The sequence below is a fragment of the Bacillus sp. PK5-006 genome, from assembly GCF_054161415.1.
Genome location: NZ_CP096414.1, coordinates 2,784,742 through 2,803,278, shown reverse-complemented (window position 1 = coordinate 2,803,278; position 18,537 = coordinate 2,784,742). Strand labels below are relative to the sequence as shown.

General features: G+C 39.8%; 21 protein-coding genes and 1 tRNA gene. 16 read left to right on the top strand and 6 right to left on the bottom strand.

What is annotated here, in order from left to right; all coding sequences use genetic code 11:
• Positions 1-134: 134 nt before the first annotated feature.
• A complete protein-coding gene (locus M1D84_RS14530) occupies positions 135-929 on the top strand; it encodes a phosphotransferase (RefSeq protein WP_458106318.1) in 795 nt (264 codons plus the stop codon).
• A gap of 18 nt (positions 930-947) precedes the next feature.
• Positions 948-1,652: a hypothetical protein gene (locus M1D84_RS14525; protein WP_458106317.1), complete on the top strand. Its 705-nt coding sequence runs from the start codon at positions 948-950 to the stop codon at positions 1,650-1,652.
• A 30-nt stretch (positions 1,653-1,682) separates the two neighbouring features.
• On the opposite strand, the gene M1D84_RS14520 is transcribed toward M1D84_RS14525, so the two are convergent.
• The 5 genes from M1D84_RS14520 to M1D84_RS14500 form a co-directional block, all read right to left on the bottom strand.
• A complete protein-coding gene (locus M1D84_RS14520) occupies positions 1,683-2,228 on the bottom strand; it encodes a histidine phosphatase family protein (RefSeq protein WP_458106316.1) in 546 nt (181 codons plus the stop codon).
• Between the two features lie 62 nt (positions 2,229-2,290).
• Entirely contained in the window at positions 2,291-2,488 is a 198-nt protein-coding gene (locus M1D84_RS14515) for a hypothetical protein (RefSeq protein ID WP_044335926.1), read from the bottom strand.
• Between the two features lie 141 nt (positions 2,489-2,629).
• A complete protein-coding gene (locus M1D84_RS14510) occupies positions 2,630-2,899 on the bottom strand; it encodes a hypothetical protein (protein WP_270125653.1) in 270 nt (89 codons plus the stop codon).
• A 65-nt stretch (positions 2,900-2,964) separates the two neighbouring features.
• Entirely contained in the window at positions 2,965-3,654 is a 690-nt protein-coding gene (locus tag M1D84_RS14505; protein ID WP_458106315.1) for a DUF1963 domain-containing protein, read from the bottom strand.
• An 18-nt stretch (positions 3,655-3,672) separates the two neighbouring features.
• Entirely contained in the window at positions 3,673-4,476 is an 804-nt protein-coding gene (locus M1D84_RS14500) for a DUF2262 domain-containing protein (RefSeq protein ID WP_458106314.1), read from the bottom strand.
• A 541-nt stretch (positions 4,477-5,017) separates the two neighbouring features.
• Here M1D84_RS14500 and M1D84_RS14495 point away from each other — a divergent pair.
• Both M1D84_RS14495 and lepB read left to right on the top strand, forming a co-directional pair.
• Positions 5,018-6,961 (top strand): LTA synthase family protein, encoded by a 1,944-nt coding sequence (locus M1D84_RS14495; RefSeq protein ID WP_024427404.1) that lies wholly within the window; start codon positions 5,018-5,020, stop codon positions 6,959-6,961.
• A 155-nt stretch (positions 6,962-7,116) separates the two neighbouring features.
• Positions 7,117-7,683 (top strand): signal peptidase I, encoded by a 567-nt coding sequence (gene lepB, locus M1D84_RS14490; protein ID WP_024425343.1) that lies wholly within the window; start codon positions 7,117-7,119, stop codon positions 7,681-7,683.
• Positions 7,684-7,724: 41 nt separating this feature from the next.
• Here lepB and M1D84_RS14485 read toward each other — a convergent pair whose 3' ends face one another.
• Positions 7,725-9,020: a homocysteine synthase gene (locus M1D84_RS14485; RefSeq protein WP_268416491.1), complete on the bottom strand. Its 1,296-nt coding sequence runs from the start codon at positions 9,018-9,020 to the stop codon at positions 7,725-7,727.
• A gap of 265 nt (positions 9,021-9,285) precedes the next feature.
• Here M1D84_RS14485 and M1D84_RS14480 point away from each other — a divergent pair, with 265 nt between their 5' ends.
• The 12 genes from M1D84_RS14480 (at position 9,286) to M1D84_RS14425 (ending at position 18,528) form a co-directional block, all read left to right on the top strand.
• Positions 9,286-9,441 carry an FbpB family small basic protein gene (locus tag M1D84_RS14480; RefSeq protein ID WP_029706872.1) on the top strand — a complete coding sequence of 52 codons (156 nt, stop codon included), beginning with the start codon at positions 9,286-9,288 and terminating at the stop codon, positions 9,439-9,441.
• 163 nt (positions 9,442-9,604) lie between these two features.
• Positions 9,605-10,372 (top strand): ABC transporter ATP-binding protein, encoded by a 768-nt coding sequence (locus tag M1D84_RS14475; protein WP_458106313.1) that lies wholly within the window; start codon positions 9,605-9,607, stop codon positions 10,370-10,372.
• A 14-nt stretch (positions 10,373-10,386) separates the two neighbouring features.
• Positions 10,387-11,379: an aliphatic sulfonate ABC transporter substrate-binding protein gene (locus tag M1D84_RS14470; RefSeq protein WP_458106312.1), complete on the top strand. Its 993-nt coding sequence runs from the start codon at positions 10,387-10,389 to the stop codon at positions 11,377-11,379.
• Positions 11,376-12,206, top strand: a complete 831-nt coding sequence (locus M1D84_RS14465) for an ABC transporter permease (RefSeq protein WP_458106311.1) — start codon at positions 11,376-11,378, stop codon at positions 12,204-12,206. The genes M1D84_RS14470 and M1D84_RS14465 overlap by 4 nt, the downstream gene beginning before the upstream one ends.
• 17 nt (positions 12,207-12,223) lie before the next feature.
• Complete coding sequence (gene ssuD, locus M1D84_RS14460) at positions 12,224-13,366, top strand: FMNH2-dependent alkanesulfonate monooxygenase (protein WP_458106310.1); 1,143 nt, start codon at positions 12,224-12,226, stop codon at positions 13,364-13,366.
• 540 nt (positions 13,367-13,906) lie between these two features.
• Positions 13,907-14,119, top strand: a complete 213-nt coding sequence (locus M1D84_RS14455; RefSeq protein ID WP_012009371.1) for a hypothetical protein — start codon at positions 13,907-13,909, stop codon at positions 14,117-14,119.
• 115 nt (positions 14,120-14,234) lie between these two features.
• Positions 14,235-14,981 carry an ABC transporter ATP-binding protein gene (locus M1D84_RS14450; RefSeq protein ID WP_025093295.1) on the top strand — a complete coding sequence of 249 codons (747 nt, stop codon included), beginning with the start codon at positions 14,235-14,237 and terminating at the stop codon, positions 14,979-14,981.
• The gene (locus tag M1D84_RS14445) at positions 14,959-16,425 is read left to right on the top strand and encodes a hypothetical protein (protein ID WP_458106309.1); all 1,467 of its coding nucleotides are present in this window, start codon (positions 14,959-14,961) and stop codon (positions 16,423-16,425) included. Before M1D84_RS14450 ends, M1D84_RS14445 begins: the two co-directional genes overlap by 23 nt.
• Positions 16,409-17,314 carry a PqqD family protein gene (locus M1D84_RS14440; RefSeq protein WP_103132153.1) on the top strand — a complete coding sequence of 302 codons (906 nt, stop codon included), beginning with the start codon at positions 16,409-16,411 and terminating at the stop codon, positions 17,312-17,314. Before M1D84_RS14445 ends, M1D84_RS14440 begins: the two co-directional genes overlap by 17 nt.
• Positions 17,311-17,592, top strand: a complete 282-nt coding sequence (locus M1D84_RS14435; RefSeq protein ID WP_024425332.1) for a hypothetical protein — start codon at positions 17,311-17,313, stop codon at positions 17,590-17,592. Before M1D84_RS14440 ends, M1D84_RS14435 begins: the two co-directional genes overlap by 4 nt.
• 78 nt (positions 17,593-17,670) lie before the next feature.
• Positions 17,671-18,327, top strand: coding sequence for a hypothetical protein (locus M1D84_RS14430; protein ID WP_458106308.1), 657 nt, complete (start codon positions 17,671-17,673; stop codon positions 18,325-18,327).
• A gap of 127 nt (positions 18,328-18,454) precedes the next feature.
• Positions 18,455-18,528: transfer RNA gene (locus M1D84_RS14425), tRNA-Gly, on the top strand.
• Positions 18,529-18,537: the final 9 nt, after the last annotated feature.

Sequence of the window (18,537 nt, the reverse complement as noted above, 5' to 3'; positions counted from 1 at the left end):
GTAAGGAAACAAAATGGAGCAGCACATTCACTTAAAACAGTTGTACTACCTTTGAGTAACTAAATGAATATTTGTGGGTACATACACATCTTTAGCTGACATCAACATGGTGACCCAGTTTAAGGGGAGAATTTATGAAAAAACAAAATGATCATGAAGAGTTATTGACAGGTGGAAATGTCTCGAACGTATATCGTTCGGGAGATACGGTTCGCCGAGAAGTAAAGCCAGACAATATCAATATACGAAAGCTGCTACAGCATTTAGAAAAAAAGAATTTCTCCTATGCTCCAAGGTATTTAGGGATTGATGAACAAGGTAGAGAGATATTGTCCTTCATTGAAGGCGTAGCCGGTCATGATCCTTTAAAAGAATACATGTGCTCTCACCATGCCTTAAAAGAAATAGCGAGAATGCTTAGACTGTATCATGATGCTGTTCGTGATTTTCCCATTTCAGACGATTGGGAACGAATGGACAATACGCCTGTCGAAATAGAGGTTGTGTGCCATAATGATTTTGCAATGTACAACATCATTTTCAATAATGAAAAACCAGTGGGTATCATTGATTTTGATGTAGCTGCTCCTGGTCCAAGACTTTGGGATATCGCATATACTTTGTATACATGTGTACCTATCAGTAGGTTTTTTCGCACCAAAATAGGAGACATCGTGAACTATCATTCATTAGACCATGCATACCAGATAAAGCATAGAGTGAAACTGTTTTTTGAAGCTTATGGTGAGGAAATAGCAGAAGATTATTTGGATATGGTGCTGCTGCGTTTAGAAGGATTATGTCAGTATATGAAACGAAAAGCGAGTGAGGGGGATATCGCTTTTCAAAACATGATTCAAGAAGGACATCTTGAACATTATCAAAAAGACATTCAATTTATTCATGAACATAGAAAAGAATGGATGTAAAAAGGCGGCGTTGTGATCATGCAAACGAAGACGATATTACAGGCTATCATTCAAGACGAGGGAGTAAATGATTATCCTCTTTTTAGACAGTACTGTGTGAGAAAAGAACAGGGTCTGCGTAAAGATGCGCTAAACGTTCTTCAGGCCTTTATTGAAGAGATGAAAGAGAACGATTTTGAAGTACAGCGGGAATTTGCTGCTTGGCTGTTTGAGTGGATTGAACGGTTTGAGGATGGTCATCATCTGCTTGTGTATCCGCTGGTAAATGGGGTAATCCAGCCTGTTTTTCAAACGTGGGAGAATGTTGATCCATTGGATGTGAGACCGTATCGCTGGCAAGGTTTGTTTGTACATCAGGGAGAAGGGCTGCCCTATTTATTGAAAGCGCTAGAGCTTGGAGGCAGAAGTGAGCAGCGTGTGATTGTTCAAATTTGTGAAGTCTATTTATCGGCATTGTGGTATTCGTTTCATCATATACATGAAGATCTTTATTTAAGCACCTATGAGAAGGATCAAGAGAGAATTCAAGGGATTGAACGTGTTATGATGCTGATTCAAGATCAAAGAACTCGTACGAATGTTCAAAAACAAGCTGTCTATTATGACCAGCTTTTAACGGACTGGATGACGTTTCAGCAGACGGAGACAAGGGGCTTTATGAAATGGTGTGCGGAGCGTAAGAAACCGTATGAGTGGGTAGAGTCCTTTTATTATCAGCAATAGATGAGAAAACGGCAGAGTTCATTCTGCCGTTTATTTATGCCATATTCGTTCTATTTCTACATGATTTGGTTTGAAATATCTCAGGGTATAGACATCTGGATTGCTTAGTTTCTTCCACTCCTCGAATCCAAGCGTTGGATCGGCATGTTTAAGAAGCAGGCTCATGATATTGCCATGTGTGACGAATAGGGTATGATCTGTTTCTAATTTTATTTGTTCGTGGAGTGCTTCTACAATACGATTCATGGCTTCTTGGCTCGATTCTCCGCCTTCACAGGTCATATGTAAGTCTGTAAAACTGAGCTTTAGTTTCTCATACCAATCGTCTATTGGTTTGCTGCTTAATACACGTTCAGAGAGGCGCTGATCGATTTTTATCTCGAGCTGTTTTGCATGAGCAAGTGGCTCAGTAGTTTGGATCGCTCGTTTATAAGGACTTGAGATAATTTGATTGAGATGAATGCTGGAAAAAAACTGTGCCAGTTCATGAGATTGAGTGATGCCTTGTGGTTTTAAAGCTGCATCTTTAGATTGTCCATCTGCTTGGCAGTGTCTGACGATATAATATGTTTTCATTGGATACACCTTTCATTGAGTATAAAAAAATCATCCAGTATTGGATGAGGATTTACGAAGATCTAGGTAAGCTTGTTCGTATCTGTTTCTTTATAGGGATCTATGAGCTTGGAGGTCAGGTCTAGATTGAACAAAAAATCATCGACGGTGTCTGTGCCAAAGGGAAGTGTGGAGAAGTCGATTGGGATGCTGTCTTCTTGCTTTTCTGAAGTGATTTGCTGTGCAGGCTGCTTTTTTCTCCAGTTCTTAAACAAGCGCATGTGAGGCCTCCTTTTCTTTGAAAAAGATGGATTTATACATAATATACGGGGAGAGTTGTCCAGGCGTCAAATGTTTTCTTCAAAAGGAACGATTCAATTGATAAAAAAGAGCCACAGGAAAGTGCGGCTCTTGTTGTCAGCTTACATTGCGCGTTGTAATGCTTGCAGTAATTTACGTTCGCATCTTAAGTTGTAGCGCTTCTTATGGAGTTTCTCCGTTTTAAACTTGCCTATGACACGTCGAACATCGGGATCATAAATGATGAGCTCTCTGCAAGTTTGATCATGTAATAGTGTTTGAAACCAGTAATATTTTTTGAGATGTGCTGCGTTCCTCGAGATATCCTCTTCATCCACTTGTAGAAAAGGGATATACACAGCAAGTGAACAGATGTCTAAAATGAATCCCATTTTGCTTCCTCCTTTCATTGTTATTCATTACGCTTAGGAGAAGGCAAGGTTTCATTCAATAAACGTTAAAAACAATCCCAGTGCATAAACCATTCTTTTGATTCTTTGTCATAATAGAAATACATCGTGCCGTTATCACCAATCATGAAACGAGGTTTTTCTTCTGAGGCGATTTGCAGCATGAATTCGCCTTGTTGTTGATGGGGCGGGGATTGAATATACGCCCCATATCCACCGATTTTTGTGAACGAATAATTTGTGTATTGATTAAAGAAGTGGTTTGTCGCTTCTTCACTTTCGTTGACTTCTGATAAATCGACGTATGACCATGCTTCTTCCCAGCAAGGGAAGTCCCTTTGCTCATTTTCGTTCCATTGGATTTGAAAGGCTTTGAGCCCTCTCACTTCTTCAGGAGTTTCAGCTACTTCTAAATCTTCGATTGATGCATATTCAATGAGCTTCCAGCCTTCTCCGTTTTTGGTGATATCAATCGGAAGTGTTTTCTGATTAAGAAAAATTTGAATCAGCTTACATTCATTGAAGCCGTTCATTCCTCCTGGCACTTCTGGTAAATAAATTTGTAAAATCGGAATCATGGCTCCATCTTGATCTGTCGGCCAGCCTTGATGAGGATCGATGAAAAAATGACCTGCAAACCAGCTGTGTACAGCTGGATCAGGACGGAAGCCGCCAATTTTGGCGATGGCTGGCGTTTTCCCGATTAGATTTAATTCTTGAAAAGCTTTGATTTCCATGGGTTATTCCTCCAGCCTTTAGCCTGCAATGTGTGCATCATGAAATGTGCCCTTTATATTTCCTGTGACAATAATGACATGACCCCAAAATAAATCACCGTCATGATAGTAGACTTCAAACTCTCCCTCAGGGTAAACATGCAGGCTTTCAAGTGAAATGCGGCTCATAAATTGATTCAGTGTGAGTTCTTCTTGCTTTTCAGCTGATTCGTCTTGTTCCTGCCAATCCTTTGCTAGATCTATCAGCTGATTCGCGGCAAATGATTTAATAGAAGAATCCCATTTGGCTTGCTCTTGCATGAGTCGGTTTGCTGTTCGAAGAGAGTCATTTATTTTTTCATCTTCTTCGAGGTTGAAGTAGAGAAGGCACTCTTCATTGCTCCATTGGATCGTTTTTTCAAATAAGTCTAGTCCTTTTACTAACTCAAAGGTTCCAAGTATGTCATCATGATAATACACAGGCTTTTGGGCTTCTTCTAAAATTTCTTGAAGCGCTTGATCCTTTGTGTCTGTATTGATCAAAGATACAAGCATGAATTCACCTTCGCCTTTTCGAACCTGAAGTGTAACGATTGATTCTTTATGTAATTGTGCCTGTTTTTCTCTTAATCCTTCGTCATCTGTTAGCCAGCAAAGTCTTACATTTTCGGTTATAATATGACCGTTTTCTTTCCAAGCAATCAGTGGAATAGAAGCGGTCCAAAGAGGTTCCTGTCCTGCTTTTCCTGCCCCTACGCCAGAAGGTCCTGTAACAGCAATGATAGTGACTACATCTTCTGAAAATCTTTCTTCAAAAGTGTTGATTTGTTTGTTAATCTTCATGTGATGTCCTCCAGCCTGATTTTTTTGTTATGAGCATATAAGTGTTGTGATCAAGTTCTACCTCTTTATCACACCGCACATCAGTAGGGGAAATCAAGCTTTTTTTGTTTAAAACTGTTTTTTTAGGGAGGTACATGGATTAATGGAGGTTGAGTCACAATAAAAGAAGCATGGATCGAATTTTGTATAAATTTGGGTAAATGAGTCGAAAAGCCTAGGTGATTCTTCCTTTTCTTTATAATTACTTTGACACGAATAGATGAAAAAAGTAAAGTAATACTGAGTGATTTACAAAACCTTCTTCATCCACTAAAACATGAAGTGTGCGTAAATTTAATGTAAATGGATATTTTTCCTTTTATTTACTCGTATTTTTTTTGAAACTTATGATGCCTCTCATTCGTTATATTAAAGGAGCGCATGTATCCGGCGGAGACAGAGCATCGGCATGCTTGGCGAAGAAGATTTACATTTGCAAAATGAATGTAAATTTTTTATGATTTCATTTATATCAGAACGATGATAAGAAAGAAGAGGTTTTATGAAAAAAATATTTGCAAACAAATATAGCTTTTTTGTTTTGGCTGTCCTTTTATTCTGGGCTAAATCGTACACAGCCTACAAAATGGACTTTAATTTAGGAGTAAAAGGTTCTTTTCAAGAGGGGCTTCTCTTATTGAATCCATTTAGTTCAGCCATCGTGTTTTTTGGACTTGCTCTCTTTTTGAAGGGGCGTAAATCTGCCATTGTTTTAATTGTTATTGATTTTATTATGACCGCACTTTTATATGCAAATGTAGCGTATTACCGTTTCTTTGATGACTTTTTGACTTTCTCAACAATGAAGCAGGCAGGAAATCTTGGGGGAGGCATGACTGGCGGTGTGCTAGCAAGCATTAAGCCGCATGACCTTTTATACTTCCTTGATATTATCATTTTGATTGCGATTGTCATTTGGAGACCAGAAGTGAAGAAGTTCCAAATGAAAAAGACGTTTGCACTGCTGATTGTAGCTGCAGGTATTGGACTGTTCTTTGTAAACCTTCATTTGGCTGAAAAGGATCGTCCAGAATTATTAACGAGAACCTTTGATCATAAGTATGTTGTCAAATACTTAGGTGTTTATAACTATACAATTTATGATGGGGTACAAGCAGCACAAAACGCAACACAGGTAGCCAATGCAAGCAGTGAAGATTTAACGGATGTTGTGAACTATACGTCCTCTCACTATGCGAAGCCAAATGCAGAGTATTTTGGTAAAGCAAAAGGCAAAAACATTATTAAAATTCATTTAGAAAGCTTCCAGTCTTTCTTAATTGACTACAAATTAAATGGAGAAGAAGTGACTCCATTTTTAAACAAACTGGCTCATGGGAAAGATGATTTTACGTATTTCGATAACTTCTTCCATCAGACTGGTCAAGGGAAGACATCAGATGCTGAGCTGATGATGGATAATAGTATGTTTGGCTTGCCAGAGGGAGCAGCATTTGTGACAAAGGGTGAAAATACCTTCCAATCACTACCTGCCATCCTAGATCAAAAAGCAGGCTATACGAGTGCAGTACTTCACGGGGACTATAAATCTTTCTGGAACCGTGACACGATTTATAAACATATGGGAATTGATCAATTCTTTGATGCTTCCTATTACAACATGGATGAAGAAAACCTTGTGAATATGGGTCTGAAGGATAAACCGTTCTTCAAAGAATCAATTCCAATGCTAGAATCAATGAAAAAGCCATTTTATGCACATTTAATGACACTGACAAATCACTATCCATTTAATTTAGATGAAAAAGATGCGACAATCGCTAAGGCAACAACTGGCGATAAAACAGTCGATAACTATTTCCAAACAGCAAGATATTTAGATGAGTCATTAGAGCAATTCTTCAAAGACTTGAAAAAATCAGGTATGTATAAAGACTCAGTCATTTTATTATATGGTGACCATAACGGTATTTCTGAGAACCATAACCGTGCAATGAGTGAAATTCAAGGGAAAGAAATTACTCCTTATCAAAATGCACAAAACCAGCGTGTTCCGCTCATGATTCGTATTCCTGGTAAGAAGGGCGGCGTGAACCATACGTATGGTGGTGAAGTCGACGTTATGCCAACACTTCTTCACTTACAAGGTATCGATTCAAATGAATTCGTGAATTTTGGAACAGACTTATTCTCTAAAAAGCATGATGAGACTGTTGCCTTCCGTAATGGAAACTATGTGACACCGAAATACACACTTGTCGATAATACCGTTTATGATACGAAAACGGGTAAAGTGGTGAAACAAAATAAAAAGACAGAGGCGATTAAAGCCCGTGTTGATAATCAGTTAAGTCTTTCAGATAAAGTGCTCTATAGGGATCTTCTTCGATTCCATAAGTTATCTGATTTCAAACCAGTGAATCCATCGGATTATTTCTATGGTAAAGCAAACAAAGAAAAAGAAGCGGATTCTTCTGCTAACTAACTGAGTTTTGGGCAAGCACAGAAAGGTGCTTGCCTTTTTCTCTCTCTTCGCTTGATTTGTTGGCAAAATATGTTTATATTTAGGGAGAAACAAGCGTGACGCCGGCTGGCAGCTGGTGACACACATTTCGTCCTTGGGGAATTCAGGAGGAGCTTATGACAACAAATACAAAAACACAAAAAAAGAAATCAGAATTATGGGGCTGGATCAAAGCCATCTTAATCGCATTTATTGCTGTTTTTATCATTCGGAACTTTTTATTCGCGCCATACATTGTCAAAGGATCTTCCATGTATCCGACATTGCATGATACAGAGCGGGTGTTTGTGAATAAAACGGTTGATTATTTCGGTGATTATAAACGGGGACAGATCATTGTTCTTGATGGGGAAGACCGCAGCACTCATTATGTCAAACGATTGATTGGTTTACCTGGTGATAAAATTGAAATGAAAAATGATCAGCTATATGTTAATGGAAAAAAAGTGGCGGAGCCTTACTTAGCGTCAAACAAAAAGAAAGCAGCTGCAGATGGCACTTTGCTGACACCTGATTTTGGCCCTCTGACTGTTCCAAAAGGAAAGTACTTTGTCATGGGGGACAATCGCCAAAATTCAATGGACAGCCGCAACGGCTTAGGTCTTTTTACAAAGCGTGATATTCAAGGAACTACCTCATTTGTATTTTATCCTTTCCAAGACATTCGATTACTCAATCATTAATAAACAATAAAAAAGCACACAGCCGTGTGCTTTTTTCTATGTCATTCAGACTGACTTTTTGTAATCGCCTGTTCAAGATCTGCAAGAATATCTTCAATCGCTTCTGTTCCAACAGATAAACGAATGAGCTCTGGTGTGACACCTGTCGCTTTTTGTTCTGCTTCGCTTAATTGCTGATGCGTTGTGCTGGCAGGGTGAATAATGAGGGATTTTGAATCACCCACGTTTGCGAGATGGGAGAAAAGCTGCACAGAATCAATGAGCCTTTTACCTGCTTCGCGTCCACCTTTAATACCGAATGTGAGGATTGCGCCTTGTCCTTTTGGTAAATAGGTTTGAGCAAGCTCATATGATTCGTGACTTTCAAGGCCCGGATAGCTTACCCAATCGACAAGAGGGTGATCCTGTAAGAATTGTGCTGTTTTCAAGGCATTTTCACTATGCCGCTCAAGACGAAGATGTAATGTTTCTAAGCCCTGCAGAAGTAAAAATGAGTTGAATGGCGACAGAGCTGCCCCTAAATCACGTAATAGCTGTACTCGTGCTTTTGTGATATAAGCCGCTTCTCCAATCGCTTCTGTATATGTCAGACCGTGATAGCTTGGATCTGGTTCAGTCAGTCCTTTGAACTTCTCACTGTCAGCCCAAGGGAATCGGCCGCTATCAACGATGACACCGCCAATTGATGTACCATGACCGCCAATAAATTTCGTCGCTGAGTGGACGACAATGTCTGCCCCAAACTCGATAGGTCTTAATAAATAAGGGCTGGCGAGTGTATTGTCCACAATAAGCGGGATATGATGCTTGTGTGCAATGGCTGAGATGGCTTCAATATGTAAAATGTCGCCTTTTGGATTCCCAATGCTCTCTGCATACACTGCCTTTGTTTTGTCTGTGATCGCCGCTTCGAGTTCTTCAAGGTTGGATGAATCGACGAATTTTACTGTAATTCCAAGTTTTTTGAGTGTATGGGCAAATAAATTGTAGGTGCCGCCATAAAGACTGCTTGAGGAAACGATTTCATCTCCGGCTCCTGCAATGTTTAAAATAGAATAAGTCGTCGCTGCTTGTCCAGAAGAAACAGCAAGTGCACCAATTCCACCTTCAAGCTCAGCGATACGCTTTTCAAATACGTCATTTGTAGGGTTCATAATACGTGAATAAATATTACCCGGTTCCTGAAGACCAAATAAATTCGCTGCATGCTCACTGTCTCTAAAACCAAAGGAGCTCGTTTGGTAAATAGGTACGGCTCTTGAATAGGTCGCTGAATCAAGTTCCTGACCTGCGTGAATGGCTTTTGTTTCTAAACGAAATGGACGTTCTTCTGACATGTGTGTATCCTCCTTTTGTTAGATAAAACCAACTGTTTTGATAAGAAATATTTAATAAGACTATAAATCTTGTTCCCTGCTCGGTCAATCATTTTTTAGATAAATCTGAAAAAACAATAAATATAGTTGACAGGTAGGAATAGTGTGTATTAACATGAGCATACTGAAAACACGAACAAGAATGGCTGATCGGTCAACCGAAGGCTCTATCACTCAAGCATGAGTGAAGAGCCTTTTTTTATTTGAATAAGAAAGGATGATGAAGATGGAAAAAAAGAAAAAACGAAAAAAGTACAGAAAACACATGGATCTCACACTAGACATCTTGATTGAGCGGAACAAATATGAGATTTACAGCAGCAAGGAACGAATAGAAGCGATTTACGATCGGATCGATGAAAAACATACAAGGACAAAATAACCATTTTATAAAATTGAGTTGATTTATATGATTAGTATGATTTAGGATGGTGCTAACAAATCAATATGATTAGCTGATCGGACAACGCGAAGGCTCTTATCTCTTTTTTGGGATAAGGGCCTTTCTGTGTATTTATCTGATCACAAGAGGAGTGAAGGTTTCAATGACGATTTCAATTGATATTGTGGATAAATCCTTTTGGAAAGACAAACAGACCATTCGGGTACTCGAAGACTTGAGATTGAACATCATTCCTGGTGAATTTATAACAGTAATAGGTCCGAGCGGATGCGGGAAAAGTACGTTGCTAAAAATCATAGGCGGGCTCGACACAGCGTATGATGGGCAAATTTTGATAGGAGACATACAGGTCACAGAACCAGGAATGAAACAGGGCTTTATCTTTCAGGAACACCGCCTGTTTCCATGGCTGACGGTCGAAGAAAACATAGCGGCCAATTTCAATTTAAAACAACAGGATGTACGCCGCAAAGTGGATGAACTGATTGAAATTGTTCGTTTAAAAGGATTTGCACACGCTTATCCACATGAGCTCTCCGGAGGAATGTCACAACGGGTTGCCATTGCGAGAGCACTCCTTCGTGATCCGGAGATCTTATTGCTGGATGAACCATTTGGTGCGCTGGATGCATTCACACGAAAACACTTGCAGGATGTGCTGCTGGACATTTGGCAGGAGAAAAAAACAACGATGATGCTTGTAACTCATGATATTGATGAATCGATTTATTTAGGAAATGAGATTGTGCTAATGCAAGCGAGACCTGGCCGAATCCATAAGATTCTTCCTGTGAATCTACCTTTTCCGCGTGATAGAACGTCAACCGCTTTTCAACATTTAAGGCAAAAGGTGCTTTCAGAATTTGAGAAAACAGATGAATTGTTACTAACCGATGGATCAGGGATTTAGGGAGGGGAAATTGCATGAAAAAGAACCAAATGATCGTTATCTTTTTGAGTCTTCTCCTTGTTTTAGCAGGGTGTGATCAAGCAGCAGACGGATCGGAAAACAAGGTGAAAGAAATTCGGATTGGGATTCAGCAAAGTTTGAGTCCGCTGCTTTTAGCAAAGGAAAAAGGTTGGTTTGAACAATCATTTGAAAAAGAAGGAGTGAAGGTAAAGTGGGTGGAGTTTCAAAGTGGTCCTCCCCAATTTGAAGGACTTGCTGCAAATCAATTAGATTTCTCGCAAGTTGGAAACTCACCTGTCATAGCAGGTCAGGCAGCCGGTATTGATTTTAAGGAAATTGGTTTATCTCAGGATGGGCTGAAAGCGAACGGTATTTTAGTGAATAAGAACAGTGAGATTCAAAAAGTAGAAGACTTAAAAGGGAAAAAAATCGCTGTCGCTAAAGGGAGCAGCGGCTTTGACTTTTTATACAAAGTATTAGATCAGGCAGGTTTATCTGCGAAGGATGTTCAGATTATTCAGCTTCAGCCAGATGAAGCGATATCAGCATTTGAAAATGGGTCCGTTGATGCTTGGTCGATCTGGGAGCCGTTCTTATCACTTGAAACGATAAAGAAAGGAGCAAAGCTGCTGGTGAATGGGGAAGCGACCGATTTATATTCTCCAGGTTTCACACTTGTTCGAACTCAGTTTGCTGATCAGCATCCTGAACTAGTAGTGAAATTCTTAAAGGTATATGACCATGCAGTGAAGTGGCAAAAAGCACATCCAGAAGGGGCTGTTACGCTATATGCGCGTTTAAAAAATTTAGATAAGAAGGTCGTCACACAAGTATTAAACAATACGGAACCACTTAATAAGCCCATTTCGAAGAAGATCATCAATGCTCAGCAGCATACCGCTGATTTTCAATATCAAACAAAAGCGATCCAGCGGAAAATTGATGTCAATCAGGTTGTAGATAATTCGTTTATTGAAAAAATGCTAAAAGAGGAGATGAATAAATGAAAGCTATTTCGAACCCGGCTTTAGCATCTAAAATTGAGCGGTCAAAGAAAAAAAGGAGAAAAGCTTCTTCTTTATATAAGTTAAAGGGATTGGTATTACCTCTCCTACTTATTGCAGTTTGGCAGATCATAACTGGTTCTCAATTCGTTTCTTCCACTGTACTTCCTTCGCCTGTCTTAATTGCAGAATCCTTTCGAGAGTTGATTCGTTCTGGTGAACTGTTTGGCCATCTATACATCAGCCTTTATCGAGCGATATGTGGATTTTTACTAGGGGGAGGCTTAGGTCTTTTGCTGGGCGTATGCGTAGGATTTTCTAAAAAAACAGAGCAGTATGTAGATCCGACATTGCAAATGTTGAGAACCGTTCCACATTTAGCGGTCACTCCTTTATTCATCCTCTGGTTTGGCTTTGATGAAACGGCGAAAATTTTATTGATTGCACTTGGGGCTTTTTTTCCGATTTATATTAATACTTTTCTAGGTATTCGCAGTGTAGATAATAAGCTGTTTGATGTGGCCCGCGCCTTAGAGTTTAATGTGTATCAAAGCATCACAAAGCTGATTTTACCGGCTGCTCTTCCTCATATTCTTCTGGGCGTGAGACTGTCATTAGGAATTGCTTGGCTTGGTTTAGTGGTAGCTGAGTTGATGGGTTCAAGCAGCGGGGTAGGCTATATGATTATGGATGCAAGGCAATTCTCTCAAACGGATAAAGTGTTTGTAGGAATTATCATCTTTGCAGTAGTTGGTAAGCTGACAGATTCATTTGTACGTCTGTTAGAAAAGCGTCTGCTCAAGTGGCGCACTAGTTATCAAGGTGAATAATAACAGGGGGCGATGTGATGAATATTTTATGGTTTATTCCAACGCATGGAGACGGCCGTTATTTAGGATCAGCAAAAGGGGCAAGACAGGCAGACTATCCATATTTTAAACAAATTGCTCAAGCAGCTGATCAGCTTGGTTATACAGGGGTCTTACTGCCTACTGGGAGATCATGTGAAGATCCATGGCTGACGGCAGCTGCTTTAGCTGCAGAAACCACTCATTTAAAGTTCCTCGTGGCTCTTAGACCAGGGCTGATGCAGCCGTCTGTTGCTGCTAGAATGACTTCTACATTAGATCGTCTTTCAGGCGGGAGACTGCTGATTAATGTGGTAGCAGGGGGAAGTAAAGAGGAGCTTGAAGGGGATGGGCTGTTCATTTCTCATGATGAACGCTATGAGGCAACAGAAGAATTTTTGACAATTTGGAAGCGGTTATTGAATGGAGAAAATGTACAATTTCATGGCAAACATCTACAAGCGGAAAATGGCCGTCTGTTATTCCCACCAGCTCAAACACCCCATCCACCAGTCTTTTTTGGCGGATCATCAGCAGCAGGAATTCAAGCAGCCGCCAAGCATACAGATGTCTATTTAACTTGGGGCGAACCGCCTGCACAAGTAAAAGAGAAAATTGCACAAGTGAAGAAACAGGCTGAAAAGGAAGGAAGAACGGTGAAGTTTGGCATTCGTCTTCATGTGATTGTGAGAGATACCGAAGAGGAGGCATGGGAGGCAGCGGAACATCTGATTCGTCATTTGGATCAAAAAACAATTGATGAGGCGCAAAAAGTGTTACAGGGGATGGACTCAGTAGGTCAAAGACGAATGATGGAATTGCACCAAGGGAGGAAAGACCAACTTGAAATCAGCCCAAATCTTTGGGCAGGCATTGGTTTAGTACGCGGCGGTGCAGGAACAGCACTCGTCGGAGACCCGCAAACAGTAGCAGAACGTATCCTAGAATATGAGTCTCTAGGCATTGATACATTTATATTTTCTGGCTACCCGCATCTAGAAGAAGCTTATTATTTAGCAGAGCTTGTTTTCCCGCTCCTTCCATTCAAGAGATCAGGGGCTACAGGACTCTCTGTGCCAGCTGGTGAAATCATTGGGAACAATCATTTCCCAGATGCAGCCTCTGCTGCTAGTTCCTCTTAAATATGAAAAAGCAAAGCAGTCTGCGATGGCTGCTTTGCTTTTTTTCATAGAATAGCGGGAGTCTTATGTTGTGTACTGCTGAACAAAGTAAGGGCTTTTTTCCCAATCGCTTTTCTTGTATATACACATTTATAGAGTCAAGAAAAGAAGGGAAATATGCCCACTCTTTTATCAGAATGATCAGTAAATTTTTCATAATTGGCGTTATTACGACATATAATCAGGACTTTTTTATCTGATATATCGGGGGAATTCTTTCTATCTCACAAAAAAGAAAGAATAAATATGATTGATGATAAATATGGACTATTTGAAAAAAAGGAGAAAAAAGATGGTGGAAATGACATTAAATGGGTATTGTGGTTCTTATGGGGTGTTAAAATCTAGTAAATAAGAGAGGGTTTAAACAGATGAAAGTGAATAATTGAATAAAAAGTCACATTTTAATCAAATGTATGTTCGGTCAAAAATGGGATGTTCTGTAGATGTTTGGAGTGTGACGCCTATGATACGATCATCATAAGCTGGGAGGTGAAAAGTATGACTTATGCAGCGCCGCAAGTTGACTATTCCACTATGGAACCTGCTATTATGGACCAAGCTTGGTTCTTAGTATTTGTTGCTGTCCTTCTTGGATTGGGAGCAACAGTTGTTCTAGGAGCAGCAGTTTGGTGTATCGCAAACGGCAAGGGTAGCTTTACAGGAGCCGTTCAGTGGGAAAGTGGCTTAAAAGTCCAAATTGAATGTAAGTAGCTATACTTAGGATTCATCTTTTTACTTCTTAGATAAGACACCAGGGCTAAACCGTCTGTGGCGGGCGGTTTAGCCTGATCTGTTTTTAAAGAATATGCAGACACTTGGAGGTTATATGTTTACGATCGAGAATTTAACCAAGACGTATAAAAATAACGTGACTGCTGTCAATGATTTTCATTTAAAGATCGACCCTCATCAAATCGTTGCTGTTGCTGGACCGAATGGTTCGGGTAAAACAACGATGATTAACTGTATACTCGGCATTATTAAGCATACAGAAGGAAGGATTCACTTGCAGGACGTCCCAAATGATGAACCATCCTTTAAAAAACAAGTAGCCTATGTTCCAGATGACCTGCTGCTCCCTGAAGCATTGACTGGTGCTGAATATTTAGATTTTGTTTCTTCTATGTATGAATGTAAAACAATTCACAGAAGAAATCAACTAATTGAACTGTTTGATATGGACTCGGCTTTATCAAGACCGATCGAAACCTATTCACATGGAATGAAAAAAAAGACACAGCTGATTGCTGCATTTATGCTTGATAGTCAATTGGTGATCATGGATGAGCCCTTTAGAGGACTTGATATTGAAGCGGTTATAAACACAAAGAAACTGATGAAGCGGTATGCCGAGCACCATGGTGCGATCTTGCTTTCAACGCATGATATGCTTTCAGCGGAAGAGCTGTGCCACAAAATCGCCATTATTTCTAAAGGAAATAAAATGGATGAAGGGACGGTCTCAGCCTTAAAGGAGAAGTATCAATCAAGCACACTGGAACAGGTGTTTCTGAAAGCTTCAATGTTAAGTGATAGGGGTGCACATTTTGATGAAATCATTAATCATTTCTAAAATGATGCTTAAAATGTGGCAGCAGGAGATGTATAAGCTCTTTGATACTCAAACGAAGCGGATCATTGTGGTCTTATTCTTTTTGTTTGCCGTCACAATGGGAGCCATTATTGGATACAGCTTTACAGGTGTCTTTATGAAGGCTTTCTTAAATGGAGATGAACATTCACTTGGATTACTTGTCGTGTCAATGGCGATCAATGCCTCTATTTTTACAAGCTTGTTATTCGTTTTGATCAAGGTCAGAACACCTGAACAAGACCGGTTTTCTATGCAGCTCAGCTGGTTCCCGCTCTCTACCTTTCAGAAAAGTTTTGGATACTTCATTCCGATGGTGACAGTGGTGGCAGGGCTTGTTTTATTTTTTATCGGCATCCTGCTTTTACCTAATTTTATTGCCCAGGGAATAGGTATTTTCTTTATCTTCACTTTCTTTTTGATGGTGCTTTTGCAGTCGCTTTTTGTCTTAATGCTGCTGCAGTTTATTTACAATATCACTTATTTGCTCGTTTTGAAATTAAGATTACCGTTGCAAAAATTTGCAGCGATATTTGTTTTATTGGCACTGGTTGTCACGTATGGATTGACGCACTTTGATATTAGCCAAATTCAGCAATCATATATTCAGTTTGATTATCATTTGATGTATTTGACAGCTCCGTTTTTCCTAGCGGCACAAGGAATGCCTCCTGAAGAGGTGAATTATGCCATCTTGATTCTGATCATCCTCTTATCGGCAGGCGGCGCATTTGTTTCTCTGGCGATGATGCCGATTATGGCAGAGAAAAAAGCGTTAACCTTTTTACACAAGCTGCCATTCTCTTCTTCAAAAAAGTGGTCACTTATTGTGAAGGAAATGAAATCACAGGTGCGAAATGAAGAAAATATTTTAAATTTTCTTATTCTCCTTATTGTGATCTTATTCGTTCGTTATCAGTTTGGATTCCGATTTGAAGAAGAAGCGTTTTTTGTTCTTTGCGCTCTTGCTGGATTAACAGCCTTCAATTCGTTTGGTAATGATAAACGAATGCTGGGCATGTATAAAACATTTGGTCTGAGATCGTGGGAAGTGGCTTTGTATAAGTTTATCGGCCTTCTGCTCGTAGGTGTACTGCAAATTGTTTTATTCATGCTGACAACGCTGACGCTTCCTGATCAGATTTGGCACGCATTGATTGGTGCCGCTGTGTTATGCAATGCGACTGCGCTCTTTTATATGGTAGGTATTTTACTTCCTCTTGATCGAAACAATCCCTATACAGGCATTTTTTCATTTGGAGCGCTTATTTTACTCATGATTCCGATTGTTTTTATTGGAAACTATGTCATAGGGGCGTCGAGTCAAACGCTTCAATGGCTGCTTGTGGCTGCATTTGAGGGTCTGCTCATCTTTGCCATATACAAAGGTTTTTCATGGAGGTATTCACATGATTCAACTTCTTAACAATAAGCTAAAGATTGAGCGGGTACCGGCACTAGCGCCGTATGTGACCTTACAAAAGAGGCATCTCACGGATACGCAGTATGGAAGCACACTCCCGATCAATGAAAGTGCCTATCATATGTTAACGAAAGTGGACGGTAAAAGAACAGAAGCGAGTATTACCGCAGAGCTCGCCGATTTGTTTCAGGTCGATGAGTCGGTGATTGCTCGTGATTTTTATCAGCTGATGATGGGATTGAATCAGCATCACTTGCTGTCTATTCATTATCATTCACCATATCGGATTGTGACAGCCTGCTGCCAATTTTTCAAGCAGTATCAAATCAAAATGAAGGAACGATTTGATTGTACTGGTCACTCGTTCCTTCACATTTTTGGGACGGCTTTGCTCATGGTGACGCGTAAAATCATCTTTTTCTGGATGCTTTTCATGGTGATGGCAGGGATCGCTTTTTTATTCATTCCTGATCCCTCGATTGCAGCCATTGCGATTTATTTTACGATTATTTATTTCGGGTTAATTACCGGAACCGCCTTACATGAGGCGGCACATGGCTATGCGCATCGAAAATTTGCAGGACGGGATGGTCCTCAAGGCTTTTTTGCGAGTGACATGATGTCAGTGAAGTTTGTAAGGCCCGTATTAGATCCATTTCAGAAAAAGCAGGTATGGATTACGCTGCTTGGACCGCTTGTTCCCGGTGTGATTGGCGCAGCAGGCATCATTGTGACCATTTTATTTCTAAAAGAAAACCCGGTTTCGACAGCTTTTTTCCTCTTTTCAATCACGTATTTTATTCAATTACTCTATCTTCTTCCGTTTATGGGGGATGGTAAGTCCATTATGAAGCAGCTATTGCTTGGGGGAATGGGAGGACAACGATCATGAACGTTCAGGCGATGAAACAAGGCGCGATAGTTGGTAGTTTTCTAGGATTCTTAGGCTTTCCGATGCTGACAATCGGTGTACTGTTCTATCATTTATTTCAATCAAAAACGAATGATGCTTTATTATTTAACAGTCTCGCTTTTGAGATGGAAGGCTCGTCCGCATTTACTTTTCAGATCAAGCCAAACTTTTTTATTTATATGATGGTGATTTTTGCTGTGAGTTTTCTCATTGTGGCATTCCTATCAGCCATGAAACAGAAAAAAGCAAAAGGTTAGGAGGATTCTCCTAACCTTTTTTGTATTCCGACCAAATTTTAGTATAATAAGAAATAAAAAACATCAAAGGGGATCACAATGTTTAAAAAATGGAGCATTCTTTTATTCACAGTTTTTCTATTAGCAGGATGCGGCGAGAAGGCCGAAGAAACCACGACAACCGAAAAGACGGTTTCGACAATAAAAACAGAGTCTGCCACTAAAAACCAAGTAACCATCGAACAAATGAAACTCTCAAAAAAAGAAAAGAACTTACTAGAAGCAGCAACGACTAATGAAAAGGTGGCTCTGACACTGAAAGGATTAACGAAGAAGAATAAGAGTATTACGTTTATCGGGAGTCATTACAAAAATGGACGATTAGTGAATAAGGAAGCATCATCTGCTACCTTTACTTTACACCAGGATGGAACCGACCAAACGGTGGATGTACTTCTTCAATTACATCATGAGAAAGATACATATGAATCACAATTTAGTATTTGGTCAAATAAAAAGAATGATGGAATGACGAAAGCGACATCAAGCTTTCCGTTCAAAGTAAGTGACTATGTATTTTCTGCACAATCTGAAACTGTCAAAGTTGCTTCTGGAGGAAAGGCACTGATTGCGTATACAGCGGCAATGGGGAAGGATGGAAGTTCACCAATGCTTGAGGAAATTCAGAAGAATCCAAAGCAAGCGCTGAAAAATAAGTCACAGGCATACTTATTTTATATCCAGCTAGATAAATAACTATCGTAATATATACGGAGAATATGAAATTTTTTGACGAAAAATCTTCATATTCTCTTGACGAATTGTTAAGAAAGTTGTAACATAATAAAAGTCAACGCGATGACGTTGCTTTTAAAAGATTGATGCGGGTGTAGTTTAGTGGTAAAACCTCAGCCTTCCAAGCTGATGTCGTGAGTTCGATTCTCATCACCCGCTCCAATACATAAT